Origin of the sequence: Mesobacillus maritimus, from assembly GCF_019749255.1 — a bacterium.
Taxonomy (GTDB): Bacteria; Bacillota; Bacilli; order Bacillales; family Cytobacillaceae; genus Mesobacillus_B; species Mesobacillus_B maritimus_A.
On sequence record NZ_JACWFH010000008.1, the window covers coordinates 14,399 to 32,600 of the forward strand.

At 40.9% G+C, this 18,202-nt stretch carries 16 protein-coding genes; 14 read left to right on the forward strand and 2 right to left on the reverse strand.

Translation table 11 applies throughout. The features are described 5' to 3' along the window. Positions 1 to 737 precede the first annotated feature (737 nt). The 9 genes from safA (at position 738) to yajC (ending at position 9,073) form a co-directional block, all read left to right on the forward strand. Positions 738 to 2,603 (forward strand): SafA/ExsA family spore coat assembly protein, encoded by a 1,866-nt coding sequence (gene safA / locus H0185_RS24230; protein WP_221871972.1) that lies wholly within the window; start codon positions 738 to 740, stop codon positions 2,601 to 2,603. After that, positions 2,575 to 3,573, forward strand: coding sequence for a phosphotransferase (locus H0185_RS05430; protein WP_221871974.1), 999 nt, complete (start codon positions 2,575 to 2,577; stop codon positions 3,571 to 3,573). Before safA ends, H0185_RS05430 begins: the two co-directional genes overlap by 29 nt. Positions 3,574 to 3,708: 135 nt before the next feature. Beyond that, positions 3,709 to 4,251 (forward strand): intercompartmental signaling factor BofC, encoded by a 543-nt coding sequence (locus H0185_RS05435; protein WP_221871975.1) that lies wholly within the window; start codon positions 3,709 to 3,711, stop codon positions 4,249 to 4,251. A gap of 114 nt (positions 4,252 to 4,365) precedes the next feature. Next, entirely contained in the window at positions 4,366 to 4,968 is a 603-nt protein-coding gene (gene ruvA / locus H0185_RS05440) for a Holliday junction branch migration protein RuvA (protein WP_221871977.1), read from the forward strand. Positions 4,969 to 5,059: 91 nt separating this feature from the next. Next, complete coding sequence (gene ruvB, locus H0185_RS05445) at positions 5,060 to 6,061, forward strand: Holliday junction branch migration DNA helicase RuvB (RefSeq protein ID WP_221871979.1); 1,002 nt, start codon at positions 5,060 to 5,062, stop codon at positions 6,059 to 6,061. Continuing rightward, positions 6,058 to 6,264, forward strand: a complete 207-nt coding sequence (locus H0185_RS05450; RefSeq protein WP_221871981.1) for a DUF2905 domain-containing protein — start codon at positions 6,058 to 6,060, stop codon at positions 6,262 to 6,264. Before ruvB ends, H0185_RS05450 begins: the two co-directional genes overlap by 4 nt. Positions 6,265 to 6,532: 268 nt before the next feature. Next, the gene (gene queA / locus H0185_RS05455) at positions 6,533 to 7,561 is read left to right on the forward strand and encodes a tRNA preQ1(34) S-adenosylmethionine ribosyltransferase-isomerase QueA (RefSeq protein WP_221871983.1); all 1,029 of its coding nucleotides are present in this window, start codon (positions 6,533 to 6,535) and stop codon (positions 7,559 to 7,561) included. A gap of 70 nt (positions 7,562 to 7,631) precedes the next feature. Then, positions 7,632 to 8,771, forward strand: a complete 1,140-nt coding sequence (gene tgt / locus H0185_RS05460; RefSeq protein WP_221871985.1) for a tRNA guanosine(34) transglycosylase Tgt — start codon at positions 7,632 to 7,634, stop codon at positions 8,769 to 8,771. A gap of 38 nt (positions 8,772 to 8,809) precedes the next feature. Then, positions 8,810 to 9,073 carry a preprotein translocase subunit YajC gene (gene yajC, locus H0185_RS05465; protein WP_221871987.1) on the forward strand — a complete coding sequence of 88 codons (264 nt, stop codon included), beginning with the start codon at positions 8,810 to 8,812 and terminating at the stop codon, positions 9,071 to 9,073. Between the two features lie 57 nt (positions 9,074 to 9,130). Here yajC and H0185_RS05470 read toward each other — a convergent pair whose 3' ends face one another. Continuing rightward, positions 9,131 to 9,517 (reverse strand): TIGR04086 family membrane protein, encoded by a 387-nt coding sequence (locus tag H0185_RS05470; protein ID WP_221871989.1) that lies wholly within the window; start codon positions 9,515 to 9,517, stop codon positions 9,131 to 9,133. A 196-nt stretch (positions 9,518 to 9,713) separates the two neighbouring features. Between H0185_RS05470 and H0185_RS05475 the strand changes: the two genes are divergently transcribed. After that, positions 9,714 to 10,361, forward strand: coding sequence for a DUF421 domain-containing protein (locus H0185_RS05475; protein WP_221871991.1), 648 nt, complete (start codon positions 9,714 to 9,716; stop codon positions 10,359 to 10,361). Positions 10,362 to 10,393: 32 nt separating this feature from the next. Here the strand turns inward: H0185_RS05475 and spoVB are convergent, their stop codons facing one another. Further along, complete coding sequence (gene spoVB / locus H0185_RS05480) at positions 10,394 to 11,968, reverse strand: stage V sporulation protein B (RefSeq protein WP_221871993.1); 1,575 nt, start codon at positions 11,966 to 11,968, stop codon at positions 10,394 to 10,396. Between the two features lie 123 nt (positions 11,969 to 12,091). Between spoVB and H0185_RS05485 the strand changes: the two genes are divergently transcribed. From H0185_RS05485 to H0185_RS05500, 4 genes are all read left to right on the forward strand, one after another. Further along, on the forward strand, positions 12,092 to 12,388 hold the full coding sequence (locus tag H0185_RS05485; RefSeq protein WP_221871995.1) for a post-transcriptional regulator: 297 nt from the start codon (positions 12,092 to 12,094) through the stop codon (positions 12,386 to 12,388). 151 nt (positions 12,389 to 12,539) lie between these two features. Further along, positions 12,540 to 14,804: a protein translocase subunit SecDF gene (gene secDF, locus H0185_RS05490; RefSeq protein ID WP_221871997.1), complete on the forward strand. Its 2,265-nt coding sequence runs from the start codon at positions 12,540 to 12,542 to the stop codon at positions 14,802 to 14,804. A 348-nt stretch (positions 14,805 to 15,152) separates the two neighbouring features. Next, the gene (gene recJ, locus H0185_RS05495) at positions 15,153 to 17,519 is read left to right on the forward strand and encodes a single-stranded-DNA-specific exonuclease RecJ (RefSeq protein WP_221871998.1); all 2,367 of its coding nucleotides are present in this window, start codon (positions 15,153 to 15,155) and stop codon (positions 17,517 to 17,519) included. Then, positions 17,510 to 18,022 (forward strand): adenine phosphoribosyltransferase, encoded by a 513-nt coding sequence (locus H0185_RS05500; protein ID WP_221872000.1) that lies wholly within the window; start codon positions 17,510 to 17,512, stop codon positions 18,020 to 18,022. The genes recJ and H0185_RS05500 overlap by 10 nt, the downstream gene beginning before the upstream one ends. Positions 18,023 to 18,202: the final 180 nt, after the last annotated feature.

Consider the following 18,202-nt stretch of genomic DNA (forward strand, 5'->3'; position numbering starts at 1 on the left):
ACTGAGTGAATAAAAGTGGGGTGTGCAAATAGAAAGGTGCTTTCTGCAAATAGGATATAGAAAGTTGCAAATAGGTTGGGGAAAAGTGCAAATAGAACAGCAAAATACGTGAATAGAAAAATGCAGTGCAAATAGAAAGGTGTTTACTGCAAATAGGGTAAAGAAAGTTGCAAATAGATTGGGGAAATTCGCAAATAGAACAGCAGAATACGTGAATAGAAAAGGGCGGTGCAAATAGAAAGGTGTTTACTGCAAATAGGATAAAGAAAGTTGCAAATAGATTGAGGAAATCCGCAAATAGAACAGCAAAATACGTGAATAGAAAAACCAGATACAAATAGAAAGGTGCTATCTGCAAATAGGGTAAAGAAAGTTGCAAATAGATTGGGGAAATTCGCAAATAGAACAGCAGAATACATGAATAGAAAAACCAGATGCAAATAGAAAGGTGCTTTCCGCAAATAGGACATAGATAACTGCAAATAGACCAAGGGAATCTGCAAATAGACTACAGATAGTTGCAAATAGAATCAGAGGTATAACCAAAGGTTGAACAAAAAATTAAGAATATAGAAAAAAACCTCTACGAATTGGGCTAATCCATTTTCAGTGGAAAAGCTTTAATTTTAGGTTGGTTACATATACATGGGGAGAGAAGCATAAGTTTTTTTGAAGATTAATGGCAATTTGCCTACACAAACATAGACTATATGGACTTATGCCATAGGAGGGAAATCATGAAGATCCATATCGTACAGAAAGGGGATACTCTTTGGAAGATCGCCAAGAAGTACGGCGTGAACTTTGAAGAGCTGAAGCAGATGAATACACAGCTCAGCAACCCTGATATGATAATGCCCGGTATGAAAATAAAAGTTCCGACTACAGGGGGGACGATTAAGAAAGAAGCGCCCATCTCGGACGGAAAGGCAAAAATCAATTGGGGTAGTAAAAAAGAGATGCCAAAGAAGGAACATCCCATTATAAAGGAAAAGCCAAAGGAAGAACCTCTACCGGTAGAAGAATCTCCGGAGGAAGTCGCACCAATAATGGAAGAACCAAAACCAGCACCAAAGCCAGCACCAAAACCAAAACCAGCACCAAAACCTATTATGGAGACACCGAAGCCGAAACCAGCTCCAAAACCAATTATGGAGGCACCGAAACCGGCACCAAAGCCTATGCCTAAGCCGATTTCGGAGGTCCCAAAACCAAAACAGCTACCGAAACAGGAAGCAATAAAAGAAACACCGAAAAAACCATTTGCGCCTAAAATGCCTCAAACAATGATTCCAGAAAATGAACTTAGTCAATTTTACACTCAAAATATGGCCAATATGGCACCGCCACAGCAAATGCCTATGCAAGAAGGGCCACAGTTACCATTAAAACCAAAAAACATTTTCCCGGGTGTCAAACAAGAAGCGATGCCAAATTACAATACAGATGGTTTTGGGGATGAGTCTTCCTCAATTATTCCAATCAATCAAGGAGGTTTCCAGGATTCTATGATTCCATATCCACATCAATTTCCAATGTTACCAGGCATGCAGGGACCAGGGTACCCTGGTCAGCAGCAAATGCCATTTCCACAAGTTCAAGGAGCACAAATGCCAGGTGTAGAAAGTCCAGAATCTTCACCTTATGGTCAAATGCCAAACATGCCGCATATGCCTAATATGCCTCAACAGGCTGTTGCGGGTGTAGAAAATATGCAAGCTCCAATGCCGTACAATATGGCACCAGCAATGAACTATCCTTGTCCACCACCAGTCCCAATTTCACCAGTTCTACCAGGTTCAGGTCTTTGTGAGCCAAATGGCTATCATCACCATGGAATGATGCCATACGGAATGATGCCGCAGGTACAAGGAGCAATGGATGAGCAGATGCCGCACGGAATGATGCCGCAGGTACAGGGTGCAATGGATGAGCAAATGCCACACGGAATGATGCCACAAGTGCAGGGCGCTATGAATGAACAAATGCCGTTAATGCCACAGGTTCAAGGAGTTGAGGATTACGATTCTCCTGATATGAACATGAATATGAATATGCCATTGATGCCGCAACAAGCACCAATGATGAATGATTGTGGTTGTGGCTCAGGAGGCCCTGGAATGGGGTATGGTCCACAGCCAGGCTTTGGAGGTCAACCAGGCTTCGGTCCGCAGCCAGGATTCGGAGGTCAACCAGGCTTCGGTCCACAACCAGGCTTTGGAGGCCAACCAGGATTCGGTCCACAACCAGGCTTTGGAGGCCAACCAGGATTCGGTCCACAACCAGGCTTTGGAGGTCAACCGGGCTTCGGTCCACAACCAGGCTTCGGTCCACAACCAGGCTTTGAAGGTCAACCAGGATTTGGTGCACAGCCAGGCTTTGGAGGTCAACCAGGCTTCGGTCCACAAGCAGGTTTTGGAGGCCAACAACCGGGCTTCGGTCCACAACCAGGATTCGGAGGTCAACCGGGATTTGCACCACAGCAAGGTTTCGACCCTCAAATGGGCTATGGTCCGATGGCAGGATTTGATCCAGCGCAACAAATGCCTGGAGATCCATATGGAATGCCTCGGGATGATGAAGACGAAAGCAATGAATATTAATTTTCACCCCGGAAGGGACGATTTTATCGATCGTCTCTTCTCCTTTTTAACCAATAGTCTGCCATTGGAGATTCTGCAACTCAAACAAATCCGAAGCAATGTGTTTCTAGTAGAAACAAACAAGGATATTTTTATCTTAAAAGGGTATCAAAACCTATCTAAGCTCAGACTACAACAAGATTTGACAGCCTCACTTGTAAGAGCAGGATTTAATGAAACCTACCAGTTTTATCAGTTTACGGATTCCCCACTGTTATTCGAAAATCGGTATTATGGCTGTATCAGTTATGTTGCGCATAATAAACACCGTTTTACGTATCAAACACAAAAAGAGCGTGAAGAAGGTCTTCAATTGCTCAAAAGCTTTCATTTAACGACCAAAAGGCTCGTCCCCACTTATAAAAGAGTAATACCTAAACAGAATCTACTTAAAAAGTGGAGGGAACGTCTGGAGCGCTTTAAAATCAATCAAGCAATCGTAAACTATTACGTTCCAAAACAAATTACATCAGAGCTTATAGAATGGGCAGAAGTGGCATTGGCGGGAATGGAAAAACATAAAATAGATTTTGAATCACGAACTCCGGTAATTCTCCATGGAGATGTTGCACACCATAATTTTATTCGTTCAACATCTAAAGCCCTCTATTTAATTGACTTTGATCTTGTTTCAATTGGACCTGCAAGTTATGACCTGCTACAGTATTGTAACCGAATCCTCCCGTTTATGAATTGGTCACTTGAATCTTTGTCTAAAATGGATGGGATATCTGAACATTTTCACGACAAGGCATTTCTTTATGGATTAATGTATCCATCCGATATTTTTCGAGAATGGAATCGAATTATCAAATTAAACAGTTACTATAACCCAGCTAGGGTAGCACCATTGGTGGAAATGGCGGTTTCTGAATTCAGCGAGAGAAAAACGTTTATTCAGAGTCTTAAAAATAAAATTATTTCTTATTAGAGGCAGTCGATAGGCTGCTTCTTTTAGTTTTGGTTATGATAGTTTTGATCCTCTTTTCGCTTTAGATTTTCGTATAATAAATATGAATATATGGGTCATACTAGTAATGAATTTAAAAGAGTGAGGTGACCGGCAATGGGATGGAAGTCTGTTGTCAAGACGCTTAGCGTAGTATTTGCTTTTATTGGCCTTGGTTTCTCACTGAGTAGTGGGATTGTGTTCGCAGCTCAGCCTAATCAGCTAGATGAAGAGAAGGCAGTCCCATTGGGCATAACGGTCATTTTGGAGAGAGTCTACCTTGACGGTGAGATTAGTGAAGAACAGGTAGAGGAAACGGTACGGTCGTTGGAGGATCTATGGTTACGGTATGATGGATGGCAATTTATCTCAATGAACGAAGATACAGTAGTTTTTAAACAAAATGTTGACGATATATCTCCACTATTAAAAGCAAATGGCTATTTTGGTATAACAGAAGATGGGGTGCTAACCATTTTCAATGGGCGCCCGGATGAATCAAGAATCATTCAATCTTTCTTTCAAATTGATGTCGGGAAGTTGGAAAGTCGAAAGCGCCTGCAATTGATAAAAGGAATTCCTATTAAAACAAAAGATCAATATGAAAAAGTGATTGAAGCCTTTAAACCATATACAAGTGAAGAAATGCAAAAAAATTAACAGGACCGGGTCAATACCGGTCCTTATTTGTGTGAGTGGAAGATTAAATTACTTCGTTCCTAGTCAGATAGTGTGATAAAATGGGGTACAGCAAAATAGAGGAGCGAAAGATAATTGTTTGAATATATAAAAGGAAAGCTTGACTATATTAGTCCAGAGTACATCGTAGTAGACAACGGTGGTGTAGGGTACCAAATCCATACGCCTAATCCTTTTGCTTTTACAAAGCAGATGGGGTTTGAAATACAAATTTTCACCTTACATTATGTACGCGAAGATGTAATGGCTTTATACGGATTTCAGTCACGTGAGGAGAAAGCTCTTTTTATCAGGTTGTTAAATGTAACAGGAATCGGACCCAAAGGAGCACTGGCCATTTTGGCTTCAGGCGAACCACAACAGGTTGTTCAGGCGATTGAAAATGAAGATGAAGTCTTTCTCGTCAAGTTCCCTGGTGTTGGGAAAAAGACAGCGAGGCAGATGATTCTCGATTTAAAAGGGAAGCTTCAAGATATCGTTCCTGATTTCTTTCCGAATCTGTTCAGTGAAGAAGCTGTGGTTGAGGATGTCTCATCTGAGTTTGATGAAGCTGTGCTAGCATTGAAAGCTCTTGGGTATTCAGAAAAAGAATTGAAGAAAATTACCCCTGAGCTGAAAAAAGAAAAACTAACAACCGACCAATATATTAAAAAGGCATTGCAGAAATTATTAAGATAGGTTGTTTTGATTAATAAAGTTAGAAAAGAGCTTTATTTACGAATGATGTTCACTTGTTTCACGGAAACTAGATTTAAAGGGTGATGAAAATATGGACGAACGGATCATCTCCACAGAAGCAGGCGAGCAGGAGCTATCCTTTGAACAAAGCTTGCGCCCTCAAACCTTAACTCAGTACATTGGGCAAGATAAGGTTAAAGAGAATCTTGAGGTGTTCATAAAGGCAGCAAAGTTCAGGCAGGAAACGTTGGACCATGTGCTTTTATATGGACCTCCAGGACTCGGAAAAACAACGCTTGCAGCAATTATTGCGAATGAGATGGGCGTCAACTTGCGCACTACCTCTGGTCCAGCAATTGAACGGCCAGGTGATTTAGCAGCTATTTTGACCGCGCTTGAACCAGGGGATGTGTTATTCATTGATGAAATTCATCGACTTCCCCGAGCAATTGAGGAGGTTCTGTATCCAGCAATGGAGGATTTCTGCCTAGATATTGTGATTGGAAAAGGCCCCTCAGCACGTTCTGTCCGGCTTGATTTGCCGCCGTTTACGCTTGTTGGGGCTACAACGAGAGCAGGATCTTTATCTGCCCCATTAAGAGACCGATTTGGTGTGCTAAGCCGATTAGAGTATTATAAAGAGGAAGATTTACGAGAAATTGTTATCCGCACAGCAGATGTGCTTGATACAGAAATTGATATGAGTGCAGCTGTTGAGATTGCTCGCCGCTCGCGGGGAACACCAAGAATTGCCAACCGCTTGCTGCGACGTGTCCGTGACTTTGCTCAGGTGCGCAGCGATGGTTCGGTTGATATCGAACTGGCTAATGAGGCACTTGAGTTGATGCAGGTGGACCGTTTAGGACTCGACCATATTGACCATAAATTACTTAAAGGGATAATTGAGAAATTTCGTGGAGGGCCGGTCGGGTTGGAAACGATTGCCGCAACTATTGGGGAAGAATCTCATACGATTGAGGATGTTTATGAGCCGTATTTGTTGCAAATTGGGTTTCTACAACGAACACCTCGTGGTAGAGTTGTTACCCACGCGGTTTACCGACACTTTCAAATGGAGGTGCCATCTGAATGACGGGAATGGGGAAGCTTCTAATGATTCTTGGGGCGGTGATATTCATCGCTGGTTTTCTTGTGCACTTTTTTAATCTCGGAAAGCTACCAGGTGATATCGTCATTAAAAAGGGTGGGACAACGTTTTATTTTCCAATCGTAACCTCAATTGTCGTCAGCATCCTCCTGTCGTTAATTTTTTATTTTGTCGGGCGTTTTCGATAATACTTAGGCTGTTAACGAATATTGTTGAATATTTACACTGTTGATTGGAGCGGAAGGCACGAAGACTCCTGCGGAAGTACGGGGCAGGGGAGACCCCACAGGCGCTAAAAGCGCCGAGGAGATAGAAAAGCGGATGCGCCTTGTTCAGCCCCGACAAGCGCTGGCCAGGCTCCCCATGCACGCCCGCGAACCGCTCGTGCCTGGAGCGGAAATCAACGTCTCGTTTAACACTGCAAATACATAAAAAGAATATAGGTGAAATTACAACATGAAAGTAGATTTATTTGATTTTCATTTGCCAGAGGAATTGATTGCTCAAGTTCCACTAGCGAACCGGTCAGAAAGCAGATTGATGGTTTTAGATAAGAAGACTGGAGATTTGCAACATAGTATTTTTAAGAATATCGTTGATTACCTTCGTCCAGGGGATTGTCTTGTGCTTAACGATACTCGTGTACTACCAGCGAGATTGTTTGGGATTAAGGAAGACACTGGAGCAAAGATTGAGGTTCTGCTTCTGAAACAGGTAGAAGGAGACAAGTGGGAGACACTTGTAAAACCAGGGAAACGGGTCAAGAAAGGGACGAAAATACTCTTTGGAGACGGTCTTTTGACCGCTGTTTGTACCGGTGAATCGGATCATGGTGGCCGGGAGCTAGAGTTTACATATGAAGGTATTTTTTACGAAGTTCTCGATGAACTAGGGGAAATGCCGTTGCCTCCTTATATCAAAGAACAACTAGATGACCAGGACCGGTATCAAACCGTCTATGCCAAGGAGCGCGGCTCGGCGGCTGCACCAACGGCAGGACTTCATTTTACGGAGGCTTTGCTAGAGGAAATCAGAGCAAAGGGCGTTCATATCACGTTCATTACCTTACATGTTGGACTGGGGACGTTCAGACCAGTAAGTGCTGAAACGATTGAGGATCACGAAATGCATTCGGAATTTTACATCATGTCTGAAGGGACGGCACGCCTTCTTAATGAAGTGCGGAATCAAGGAGGACGGATTATTTCGGTTGGCACGACATCTACCAGGACGTTAGAGACCATTGCCTCGGCAAATCAGGGTGAGTTTATTGCTTCTAGTGGTTGGACGGATATTTTTATTTTCCCTGGCTATGAGTTTAAAGGGATCAACGGGATGATCACGAATTTTCATCTTCCGAAATCTACTTTAATTATGTTGGTAAGCGCCCTAGCTGGCCGTGAACCTGTCCTAAATGCTTACAATACTGCCGTAAAGGAAAAATATCGTTTCTTCAGCTTTGGCGATGCGATGCTCATCCTCTAAACGTAATAGTCATACTACGAAAATTTATTTTATAAACAACTAGGATTTAAACATGGAAGGAGCAACACAATTGTCTGCAATCACATATGAATTAATAAAAACCTGTAAGCAAACCGGTGCGAGGCTTGGTCGTGTTCATACCCCTCATGGATCGTTTGATACACCAGCTTTCATGCCTGTTGGAACCCTCGCAACGGTGAAAACAATGGCTCCAGAGGACCTGAAGGATATGGGTGCCGGGATTATTTTAAGCAATACCTATCATCTATGGCTTCGTCCTGGTCATGAAATTGTGAAAGAAGCCGGCGGGCTACATAAATTTATGAACTGGGATCGCGCAATCCTGACTGATTCTGGTGGCTTCCAGGTCTTTAGTTTAAGTGAGTTCCGAAAAATTGAGGAAGAAGGAGTTCATTTTCGCAACCACCTAAACGGAGACAAGCTATTTCTTTCGCCTGAAAAAGCAATGGAGATTCAAAATGCCCTTGGTTCTGATATCATGATGGCCTTTGATGAATGTCCACCATATCCAGCTACATATGAATATATGAAATCTTCTGTTGAGCGAACCTCTAGATGGGCTGAGCGCTGCTTAAAAGCTCATAAGCGTCCAGAGGACCAAGGGTTGTTTGGAATTGTCCAAGGTGGAGAGTACGAAGAGTTACGGAAACAAAGTGCAAAAGATCTTGTATCTCTTGATTTCCCAGGTTACGCGGTCGGAGGTCTTTCCGTTGGCGAACCGAAAGATGTGATGAACCGGGCGCTCGAGTTTACGACACCTTTATTGCCAACAAATAAGCCAAGGTACTTAATGGGAGTTGGCTCACCAGATTCATTAATTGACGGTAGTATTCGTGGAATTGATATGTTCGACTGTGTTCTTCCAACAAGGATTGCACGAAATGGGACGTTGATGACAAGTCAAGGACGTTTGGTTGTCAAAAATGCGAAGTATGCGCGCGATTTTGGTCCAATTGACCCGGAATGTGATTGCTATACTTGTCGGAATTATTCACGCGCTTATATTCGCCATTTGATTAAATGTGATGAAACATTTGGAATAAGGCTTACTACTTACCATAACCTTCATTTTCTGTTAAAATTAATGGAGCAAGTCAGACAAGCAATCATGGAAGACCGATTAGGAGATTTCAGAGAAGAATTTTTTGAGCGCTATGGCTTCAATAAGCCGAATGCGAAAAACTTTTAATAAGCAGCTGGCTTGAGAATGCGAAAGGAGGAGAAAGAATGGAAGGTTTATTAGGTACAGTATTCCCACTGATTTTAATGTTCGTGCTATTCTACTTCTTGTTGATTCGTCCTCAACAGAAGAAGCAAAAAGCAGTACAACAGATGCAAAGTGACCTTAAAAAAGGGGACCGCATCGTAACGATCGGTGGGCTTCATGGGTTTGTCGATGCACTAGACGAAGGAACTGTCGTCATCAAGTGTGGAGATGGAAGCCGTTTAACTTATGACCGTAACGCAATCCGCGACGTCGTTAGTGAATAGAGCAAAAAAGCAGGTGCAAAGCACCTGCTTTTTTATTTGGCTCTTTTGCTAGATCTTTTAATTTCGTGATTTCGTAGAGCTCATATTTACACCAAGAATAGCTCCCATCATCGCTGTTAGGATATAACAGGTATGATAGATGATTTGTTCTGAGGAAAATAGGCTATCATGTCCAAGATATTGAAATAGGAAAATGATGATTGAATAGATAAGCCCAGTTGCGCCACCAATCAGCCATCCTTTTTGTTTGCCATTCTTTCCGGTAATAAATCCACCGATAAATAACGAGAGGAATGAAACGGTTGTTACGACATACTTCAGGGATGATTCTTGTACTGAAGTATAGGCTAACAAAAGTGAAAAGACTAAACTACTTAGAATAGCGAAAACGAATATTGCAATAACCCCGTAGAGCACAGCAATTCCCAAACTCCTTGATTCCATCTTTCTTCTCCCCTTCCTACACTGGTTTTACCCAATGCCGCCTAGATTACCTTAGTACAAGCATATTCTTAAGAAGCAAAAATAGAATTAAAATTTACCGGATTTTTCAAGAATCATTTTTTAGGATCGAGGGAATAATTTAGTACCTGTTGCCGAATGCTATTTCCTAATGCATGTGTTTCGGAGGGGATTATGAATGGAAGAGTACGCATCCATTATTTTCAGGACCTTAGCTCTATATGCGGTCATTTTAACGATCTTCCGAGTAATGGGGAAAAGGGAAATAGGGGAGTTAAGTTTATTAGATTTGGTTGTTTTCATGATGATTGCAGAGATGGCGGCTATCGCGATTGAAAAAAATGATGACCCACTCATTAAATCCTTAGTACCAATGCTGTTACTTGTAGGCGTGCAGTATTTCCTAGCCTTTATATCCTTAAAGAGTAAACGCTTTCGATTATTGGTTGATGGAAAACCTAGTATCATCATCAATAAAGGAAAGATTGATGAAAATGAGATGCGAAAACAGCGCTATAATTTTGATGACTTGCTTCTTCAATTAAGGGAAGGTGGAGTCTCCGACATTGAGGATGTTGATTATGCCATTTTGGAGACATCAGGGAAACTATCTATTTTTAAAAGAGGGGAAAAAGCAAATTTAGCGTTGACCCTCATTATTGATGGAGCTGTTCAAAATGAGAATTTAAATGTAATCGGGAAAAGTAAATCATGGCTTTATGATCAGTTAACCAAGAAAGGTTATCCAGATATCGATCAAATATCCTTTTGCAACTATAATCAAAACAAAAATAAATTTTACGTTGATATAAAGGATGAAAAATAACGCGCCAGGACCAATAAAATCCTGGTGCGTTGTTATTTTTTCTTTGCGGTAAACGCTAAGTTTGATAGAGGTCTCCCAATAACAGGTATTCTAATAAGTTCTTCTTTTTTGATTAATCCTGTTAAAAGAACAGCAAAGCTATAGATAACACTAATAATGGTTGCTGAAATTAATACCCTTAACGATAAAGCTATATTCGACCCAAGGCTGTCCCAAATTAGGAAACCAAGATAGATGGATAAGGCAATAACAGCAAAGGTTTTCATATACTCACGAATATGGAAGGTGAACGATACTGCTTTAAGGACAGTGGCAAAATGAAGTGAAGTGGTTAACACAAATCCCATTGTTAACCCTAGTGCCGCTCCTTTAATACCGAAGGCTGGTTGACTGGCAAGCATAAAAATCACCGCAATTTTAGCGATATTTCCAATCAGGCTGTTGATCATTGCAGCTCTAGCCAAATCTAAAGCCTGGAGGGTGGCTTGGAGCGGTGCTTGGAAATAGTAAAATAAAAAGAATGGTGCCATTAATAGAATAAACTCCGTGCCAGTATCGGTTCCATACATCACCCGCATGAGTGGCTCAGCCAAAACATAAAGGATGATAATCGACAATCCACCTGTTAGAAAAGAAAAACGCAGGGATTGCTGAAGACGGTGTTCAATCATTTTAAAATCCTTTTTTGAGTGTGCTTCGCTGATGGCTGGAACTAGAGAAGTTGAAAGAGAATTCATGACAAATGACGGTAACATTAACAGTGGAAGGGCAAAACCAGTTAATGCTCCATATTGCTTTGTTGCTACTGTGGCTGCGACACCGGCAATGGCTAAACTGTGGGCGACGACGATTGGTTCAAAAAACCAGGAAATCGATCCAATCATTCGACTACCGGTTGTCGGTAGGGCAATGTTCATTAATTCTTTAAGGGTTTTATTTCCAGATTGAACGAATTGAAAAAAGTTTCTTCGGAGTCGAAATTTCTTTTTGATTTTAAAAGTGGTGATTAAATAAAGTAGTGAAGCTAATTCGCCTATAACAGCTGATGCCATTGCTGCTGCGGCTGCGTATTCAATCCCATAAGGAAGAAATGTCTTTGTGAGTCCAGCAATTAAGGCAATGCGGACAACCTGCTCAATGACTTGGGAGATGGCCCCCGGCTTCATGTTTTGTCTCCCTTGAAAATATCCCCTTAAAACCGATGACACGGCCACGATTGGAATAATTGGGGTAATCGCGAGCAAAGGGAGAAGGGTTCGTTCATCGGTAAATAGGATTTGCGAGAGCTGAGGTGCCAAGAAAAATAACGCTGGCGTAAAGATTAAGGAAAGAGAAATGGTTGTTGCCAATGAGACAACGAGAATTTTTTTGATTTTCGCAAAATCACCCTGTGCTTCCGCCTCTGCGACATGCTTTGAGATGGCGACAGGTAGTCCAAGTTGAGTGATGGTGACGACAAGGATAAAAGTAGGGAAGGCCATCATATAAAGGCCGACACCTTCCTCGCCTATGAACCGGGCTAGTACAATTCGATTAATAAACCCAAGGATTCTTGTGACAAATCCCGCAACTAGTAAGATCATTGTTCCTTTTAAAAACTTTGACATCCTGCTCCCGCCTTCTCAAAAATGCTAATTTCAGATACAATATCTATATGCACATGAGTGGACAAAGCATGACAGGTATTAAGATTTTAAAAAATTCATAGAGCAGCCAGGGAGGCGGAGTGCATGGAGCACGAGCATATGTACGAGCAATTTAGGAAGAATGTTCGCCCCGCAATAAAAAGTAAACTAGAGGAACTAAAGATGCTAGGGTATGGAGCGGTTACTGAAAAAGAAATGTGGGAATATTTGCTCAATAAAAGGTGGAAAAAGCCGAAAGAAAATACCCGTTTGTATGAAATAGTTGCAGATATATTAGCGGTTAAACCCGGGGAATATATGAATTTTGCTACAGTTGAAGCCTTCAAGCAAACTAGCCTCACTCTTTCAGATGAAGAGGAACGGAGGGAACTATTAAAATAAATGTTCATTTTAACTTAAATTTATATCTTTGTTAAATTGACAGTAATAGTCTGCAAGTTCATAATTAAATTGTAATTTTTTTGCAAGTTTTCATTGAGAAATGCATGAAGACTTTATTTTTTTGGATATTGGTTAGGAGGACTTATACATAATGGTAAAACGCAGTCGTCTCATTGCATTCTTCCTTGTCGTGATTCTTATTGGAAGTGCAATGGGATTCACAACACAGAATATTTTAGGAAATATTAAGCTTGGTCTAGATCTTCAAGGTGGATTTGAAGTTCTTTATGAAGTAAAACCTGCAGAGAAAGGACAAGTTATTGACAGGGAGATGTTGGTGAGTACCGTTGAAGCCCTAGATCGACGTGTCAATGTTCTTGGAGTAAGTGAACCAAATATCCAAATCGAAGGAGAGGACAGAATTCGAGTCCAGTTGGCTGGTGTTACGGACCAGGCAAAGGCTCGTGAAATTCTCTCAACAGAAGCCAAACTTAGCTTCCGTGATGCGAATGACCGCGTGATGATGGATGGTACCGACTTAGCGGAAAACGGTGCTACACAAAGTTTTGATGAAAACAATGCACCTAGTGTCTCAATCACATTAAAGAGCGGCGAACAGTTTGGAAAAATCACACAAGAAATCCTTGCGATGGCACCTGAAAATCAGCTAGTCATTTGGCTTGATTATGAAGAGGGCGTTGACTCGTATAAAGAAGAAAGAATGAAGCCTGCACCAAAATTCCTTTCTGCACCGAACGTGACACAGGTCTTGCCAACAGAGACGGTGCAAATTACTGGTAACTTCACTGTTGAGGAGGCAAAAGAGCTAGCTAATCTTTTAAATGCTGGTGCTTTACCTGTTGAGCTTGAAGAACAATACTCAACGTCGGTTGGGGCAAAATTTGGGGAACAAGCACTAAATGAAACCATCATAGCAGGGATTTTAGGGATTATTGCCATATTCCTATTTATGATTGGCTATTATCGTTTCCCAGGCTTTATTGCTGTGGTAACCTTATCTATTTATATTTACCTTATATTATTGGTCTTTGATTGGATGAACGGAGTTCTTACGCTTCCAGGGATAGCTGCCTTGATCCTAGGTGTCGGAATGGCCGTCGATGCCAATATCATCACCTATGAACGAATCAAAGAAGAATTGAAAGTTGGACGCAATATAAAAGCAGCATTTGCTGCAGGTAGTAAAAACTCTCTTTCAACCATTTTAGATGCAAACTTTACAACATTGATTGCTGCATTCGTGCTATTCCTATACGGGACGAGCTCAGTAAAAGGCTTTGCTACAATGCTCATTCTGAGTGTATTCATGAGCTTTATTACAGCCGTGTTCGGATCAAGGTTATTCCTTGCACTTTGGGTAAACAGTGGGATTTTAAACAACAAACCAGGTTGGTTTGGCGTTAAGAAGAATGAAATTCATCATATTTCCGAGAACGTTGAAACACTTGATTTAAAAACGAAATTTGATCGTTTTGATTTTATTAAATCTCGGAAATTGTTCTTTACCATCTCTTCTGTATTACTTGCAGCCGGTTTGATTGTTCTTGTCATCTTCCGTTTAAATCTTGGCATTGACTTTTCGAGTGGGACACGTATTGAGGTTCTCTCTGATCAGACTGTCACAGCTGACAAATTAAAAGAAAACCTAGCGGAATCTGGCATTGAAACCGATGACATTGTGATTTCAGGAGAAAACAATGAAATTGGAGTTGCTCGCTATAAAGATGTTCTATCAAAAGATGAAATTGCTGATTTAAAAGCAGAATTTAAAAAGCTGTATGGTGCTGAGCCAAATGTTAGTACGGTGTCTCCAATGATTGGGAAGGAACTTGCAGAAAATGCCTTTATTGCAGTTATTCTTGCCTCCATTGGCATCGTGTTATATGTAACGGTTCGATTTGAAATTCGTATGGCGGCGCCAGCAGTTCTCGCGCTTGTCCACGATGCTTTCTTTATCATCGCCGTATTCAGCTTGTTAAGACTAGAGGTTGATTTGACCTTTATTGCTGCTGTTTTAACGATTATCGGGTACTCAATCAATGATACGATCGTTACCTTTGACCGTATTCGCGAGAATTTGAGACGCAAGAAAAAACTGAAGACCCCTGAAGATATTTCCGAGGTCGTGAATCAAAGCTTACGTCAAACAATGGGTCGTTCGATAAATACGATCCTTACGGTTGTATTAACTGTTGTAGCATTGCTCATCTTTGGTAGCCAGTCAATCTGGAACTTCTCTTTAGCCTTGCTAATTGGACTAATTGCGGGTACGTATTCGTCCATCTTTATTGCAGCACAGTTATATTACGTCCTTAAAGTGAAAGAACTTAAGAAAAAAGGTACAATTATTACTTATAAGGAAAAAAGTAAAATTTCTGATGAACCACAAGTTTAATTATGAATTGAAAAACCGCAGGAACCTGAGTTCCTGCGGTTTTTTTGCTTAGAATGGGCTTAGTAGGTGTGAAAAATAGTAAATTTATCAGTTTTATTTAAAACGGGGGTCAGTTGGGAAATTTTCACTCTACGAAACAAAGTGTTTTCTCTACAATTTTAGACTCTTTCTGTGCGTTTTTGTAGTGTTACACTCTAATTAGGACCCTTTAATCTACGAACAGCATTTTATGGAAATTATACGCGTTAGCTCCCTCATTCCCATTAATATACGGGCATTGCCTTAGTTTTCCGCGGATTGAAACTAATAGGATGCTTCTGTATAATGAAAAGGCTAAGGGGTGAACGTATGTTAAAATCCAGGACTAGGTGGGTTGTAAAAGAAACCGACCAACTAAAAGCGGAAGAGCTGGCAGTTGCATTAAATATTGCTCCTTTGACTGCAAGTTTGCTTGTCAATCGCGGAATTGATACCGTGGAAGATGCCCGGTATTTTTTATTTGAAGAAAATCAATCTTTTCATGATCCGTATTTATTAAAAGATATGGATAAATTAGTAGATAGAGTGAAACAAGCCATTGAACATCAAGAGCCAATTCTAATCTTTGGTGACTACGATGCGGATGGTGTGAGTTCAACAACGGTTATGATGAGAGTGTTAGTAGATTTAGGTGCAAATGTAGACTTCTATATTCCAAACCGTTTTACTGAAGGCTATGGCCCAAATGAGCCTGCTTTTAGACATGCAGCAGAGAATGGAGTCAAGTTGATTATTACCGTCGATACGGGGATATCAGCGTTACATGAAGCGGATGTTGCAAAGGAACTAGGGCTAGACTTAATCATTACAGATCACCATGAACCTGGACCTAAGCTACCAAATGCATATGCAATCATCCATCCAAAACTTGAAGATAGTGTTTATCCTTTTAGGGACCTAGCTGGTGTTGGTGTCGCTTTTAAAGTCGCGCACGCCCTTTATGGATTTGTTCCTGAAGAGTTACTAGAAATTGCTTCAATTGGGACAATCGCTGACCTTGTTTCATTAACAGGAGAAAATCGTCTGATTGCAAAAAAAGGAATTCAACAGATGAAACGAACGGAAAACCTCGGTCTAAAAGCGTTGCTTTCTATGACGAAAACGGAGTTGCCATCGATTAGTGAAGAAACAGTGGGGTTTGTCATTGGACCAAGGATTAATGCTGCCGGTCGACTAGGTAGCGCAGATCCTGCAGTTCAACTCTTGTTAACAAACGATCGAGACGAAGCTATGATGTTAGCCGAAGAGATAGATGGGTTGAATAAAGAGCGCCAAACTCTCGTTGCGTCAATTGCCGAAGAAGCGATTGCTGAAGTGGAAAACCATTATCCAATTAAAGATAATCATGTACTTGTCATTGGCAAGGAAGGTTGGAATCCTGGAGTGATTGGGATTGTCGCTTCTCGCCTTGTTGAAAAATTTTACCGCCCAACCATCGTCCTTAGTTTTGATAAGGAAAAAGGTTTGGCTAAAGGTTCAGCACGAAGCATTCAAGGTTTTGACTTATTTAAAAACCTTTCAACCTGTCGAGATATTCTGCCACACTTTGGTGGACACCCAATGGCAGCAGGAATGACACTAAATTTAGAGGATGTGGATACGCTTAGACAAAGGCTAAACGCTCTTGGTGTTGAGCAGTTAACGGAGTCTGACTTAATCCCGGTTACCCAAGTGGACCTAGAAGTCTCTCTAGGTGAAATAAATTTAGATTCGATTGCTGAAATGGGGCAACTTGCTCCATACGGTGTTGATAATCCGAAACCTAAGGTACTCATTAAGGAAACCCAAATTTCTTCTATGCGAAAAATTGGTGCAAATCAGAACCACCTTAAGGTTACACTAACAAATGAAGGTACATCATTAGATGGGATTGGCTTTGGACTTGGTCCACTTCATGAAGAAATTTCACCAATATCGGCGTTATCTGCCATTGGTGAACTTTCGATTAATGAATGGAACAATATGAGAAAACCACAAATCTTCTTGCAGGATCTTGCGGTTCATAGCTGGCAACTTTTTGATATTCGTGGGTTGAGACGACATGATAAATTGGCTGAAATGATTCCAATAGAAGATACGAAGTGGATCTTATTTGATCACGGAAATGAAGCAATGTTCCAACGATATGGCTTAGGTAATCTCCTTAAGGTTGAAAATGAGGAAGCCGCTACACAGACTGAAATCAAGCATAAGAATATTGTGCTTCTCGATTTACCACCATCTATGGAAGTACTAGAAAAACTTGTTTCGGGGAAGCAACCAGCTAGAATTTATGTTCATTTTCATAAAGAAAATAGCGATTTCTTTAGTACGATGCCTACGAGGGAACATTTTAAATGGTACTATGCGTTCTTGGCTAAAAGAGGTTCCTTTGACTTGAAACGCCACGGAGAAGAATTGGCAAAATACCGTGGATGGACAAAAGAAACGGTAGAATTTATGTCACAGGTGTTTTTTGACCTAGAGTTTGTTAAAATAGACAATGGATTTATTTCCTTAGAAAAGAACGTTCCGAAAAGGGACTTATCTGAATCTAAAACCTATCAGAAAAAACAGGCAACATTTACTCTTGAAAATGAGCTGCTCTATTCATCTTTTGAGCAGTTGAAGAGTTGGTTCGACCAAGTCATTCAAGGGTCGGTGCAAAATGAGGAGGCAATTTCAACATGGATTTAAAGCAATATGTAGCCATCGTACCCGATTGGCCAAAACCGGGTATCACGTTTAAGGATATCACACCATTGATGGCTAATGGAGAAGCATATAAGTATGCAACCGATCAGATTGTCACTTATGCACGTGAAAGAGAGATTGACCTAATTGTAGGACCGGAAGCTCGCGGTTTTATTATTGGCTGCCCAGTCGCTTATTCACTTGGAGTAGGCTTTGCTCCAGTTCGTAAGGAAGGAAAACTGCCACGTGAAACGGCTAAAGTGGATTATGGCCTTGAATATGGAAAAGACACTTTAACCATTCATAAGGATGCAATTAAACCTGGTCAGAGAGTGTTAATTACTGATGATTTGCTTGCTACAGGTGGTACAATCGAAGCCACGATTAAATTAGTAGAAGAACTCGGTGGCGTCGTTGCGGGGATTGCTTTCCTAATTGAACTAACTTACCTTGATGGTCGCAGCAAATTAGATAACTACGATGTTTTAACTTTATTGGAATATTAGAGAGCAGGCACTTCTTCTGAGGTGCCTTTTCCATATAACTAGGAAATTTTTTTCGACAGATTTTGTATTTTTCAGCCGAAATAACATTCTTTCCTTTACATATTGGAATTTTTCTTTGATAATAATAACAATCCATTTGATACTTTTGAATTAGGAATATGGTTAGGAAACCATTTTATT

Bases quoted from the DNA above. Each gene is read 5' to 3' on its own strand.
- safA (WP_221871972.1), top strand. From the start codon at position 738: ATGAAGATCCATATCGTACAGAAAGGGGATACTCTTTGGAAGATCGCC.
- H0185_RS05430 (WP_221871974.1), top strand. From the start codon at position 2,575: ATGATGAAGACGAAAGCAATGAATATTAATTTTCACCCCGGAAGGGAC.
- H0185_RS05435 (WP_221871975.1), top strand. From the start codon at position 3,709: ATGGGATGGAAGTCTGTTGTCAAGACGCTTAGCGTAGTATTTGCTTTT.
- ruvB (WP_221871979.1), top strand. From the start codon at position 5,060: ATGGACGAACGGATCATCTCCACAGAAGCAGGCGAGCAGGAGCTATCC.
- H0185_RS05450 (WP_221871981.1), top strand. From the start codon at position 6,058: ATGACGGGAATGGGGAAGCTTCTAATGATTCTTGGGGCGGTGATATTC.
- queA (WP_221871983.1), top strand. From the start codon at position 6,533: ATGAAAGTAGATTTATTTGATTTTCATTTGCCAGAGGAATTGATTGCT.
- yajC (WP_221871987.1), top strand. From the start codon at position 8,810: ATGGAAGGTTTATTAGGTACAGTATTCCCACTGATTTTAATGTTCGTG.
- H0185_RS05470 (WP_221871989.1), bottom strand. From the start codon at position 9,517: ATGGAATCAAGGAGTTTGGGAATTGCTGTGCTCTACGGGGTTATTGCA.
- H0185_RS05475 (WP_221871991.1), top strand. From the start codon at position 9,714: ATGGAAGAGTACGCATCCATTATTTTCAGGACCTTAGCTCTATATGCG.
- spoVB (WP_221871993.1), bottom strand. From the start codon at position 11,968: ATGTCAAAGTTTTTAAAAGGAACAATGATCTTACTAGTTGCGGGATTT.
- H0185_RS05485 (WP_221871995.1), top strand. From the start codon at position 12,092: ATGGAGCACGAGCATATGTACGAGCAATTTAGGAAGAATGTTCGCCCC.
- secDF (WP_221871997.1), top strand. From the start codon at position 12,540: ATGGTAAAACGCAGTCGTCTCATTGCATTCTTCCTTGTCGTGATTCTT.
- recJ (WP_221871998.1), top strand. From the start codon at position 15,153: ATGTTAAAATCCAGGACTAGGTGGGTTGTAAAAGAAACCGACCAACTA.
- H0185_RS05500 (WP_221872000.1), top strand. From the start codon at position 17,510: ATGGATTTAAAGCAATATGTAGCCATCGTACCCGATTGGCCAAAACCG.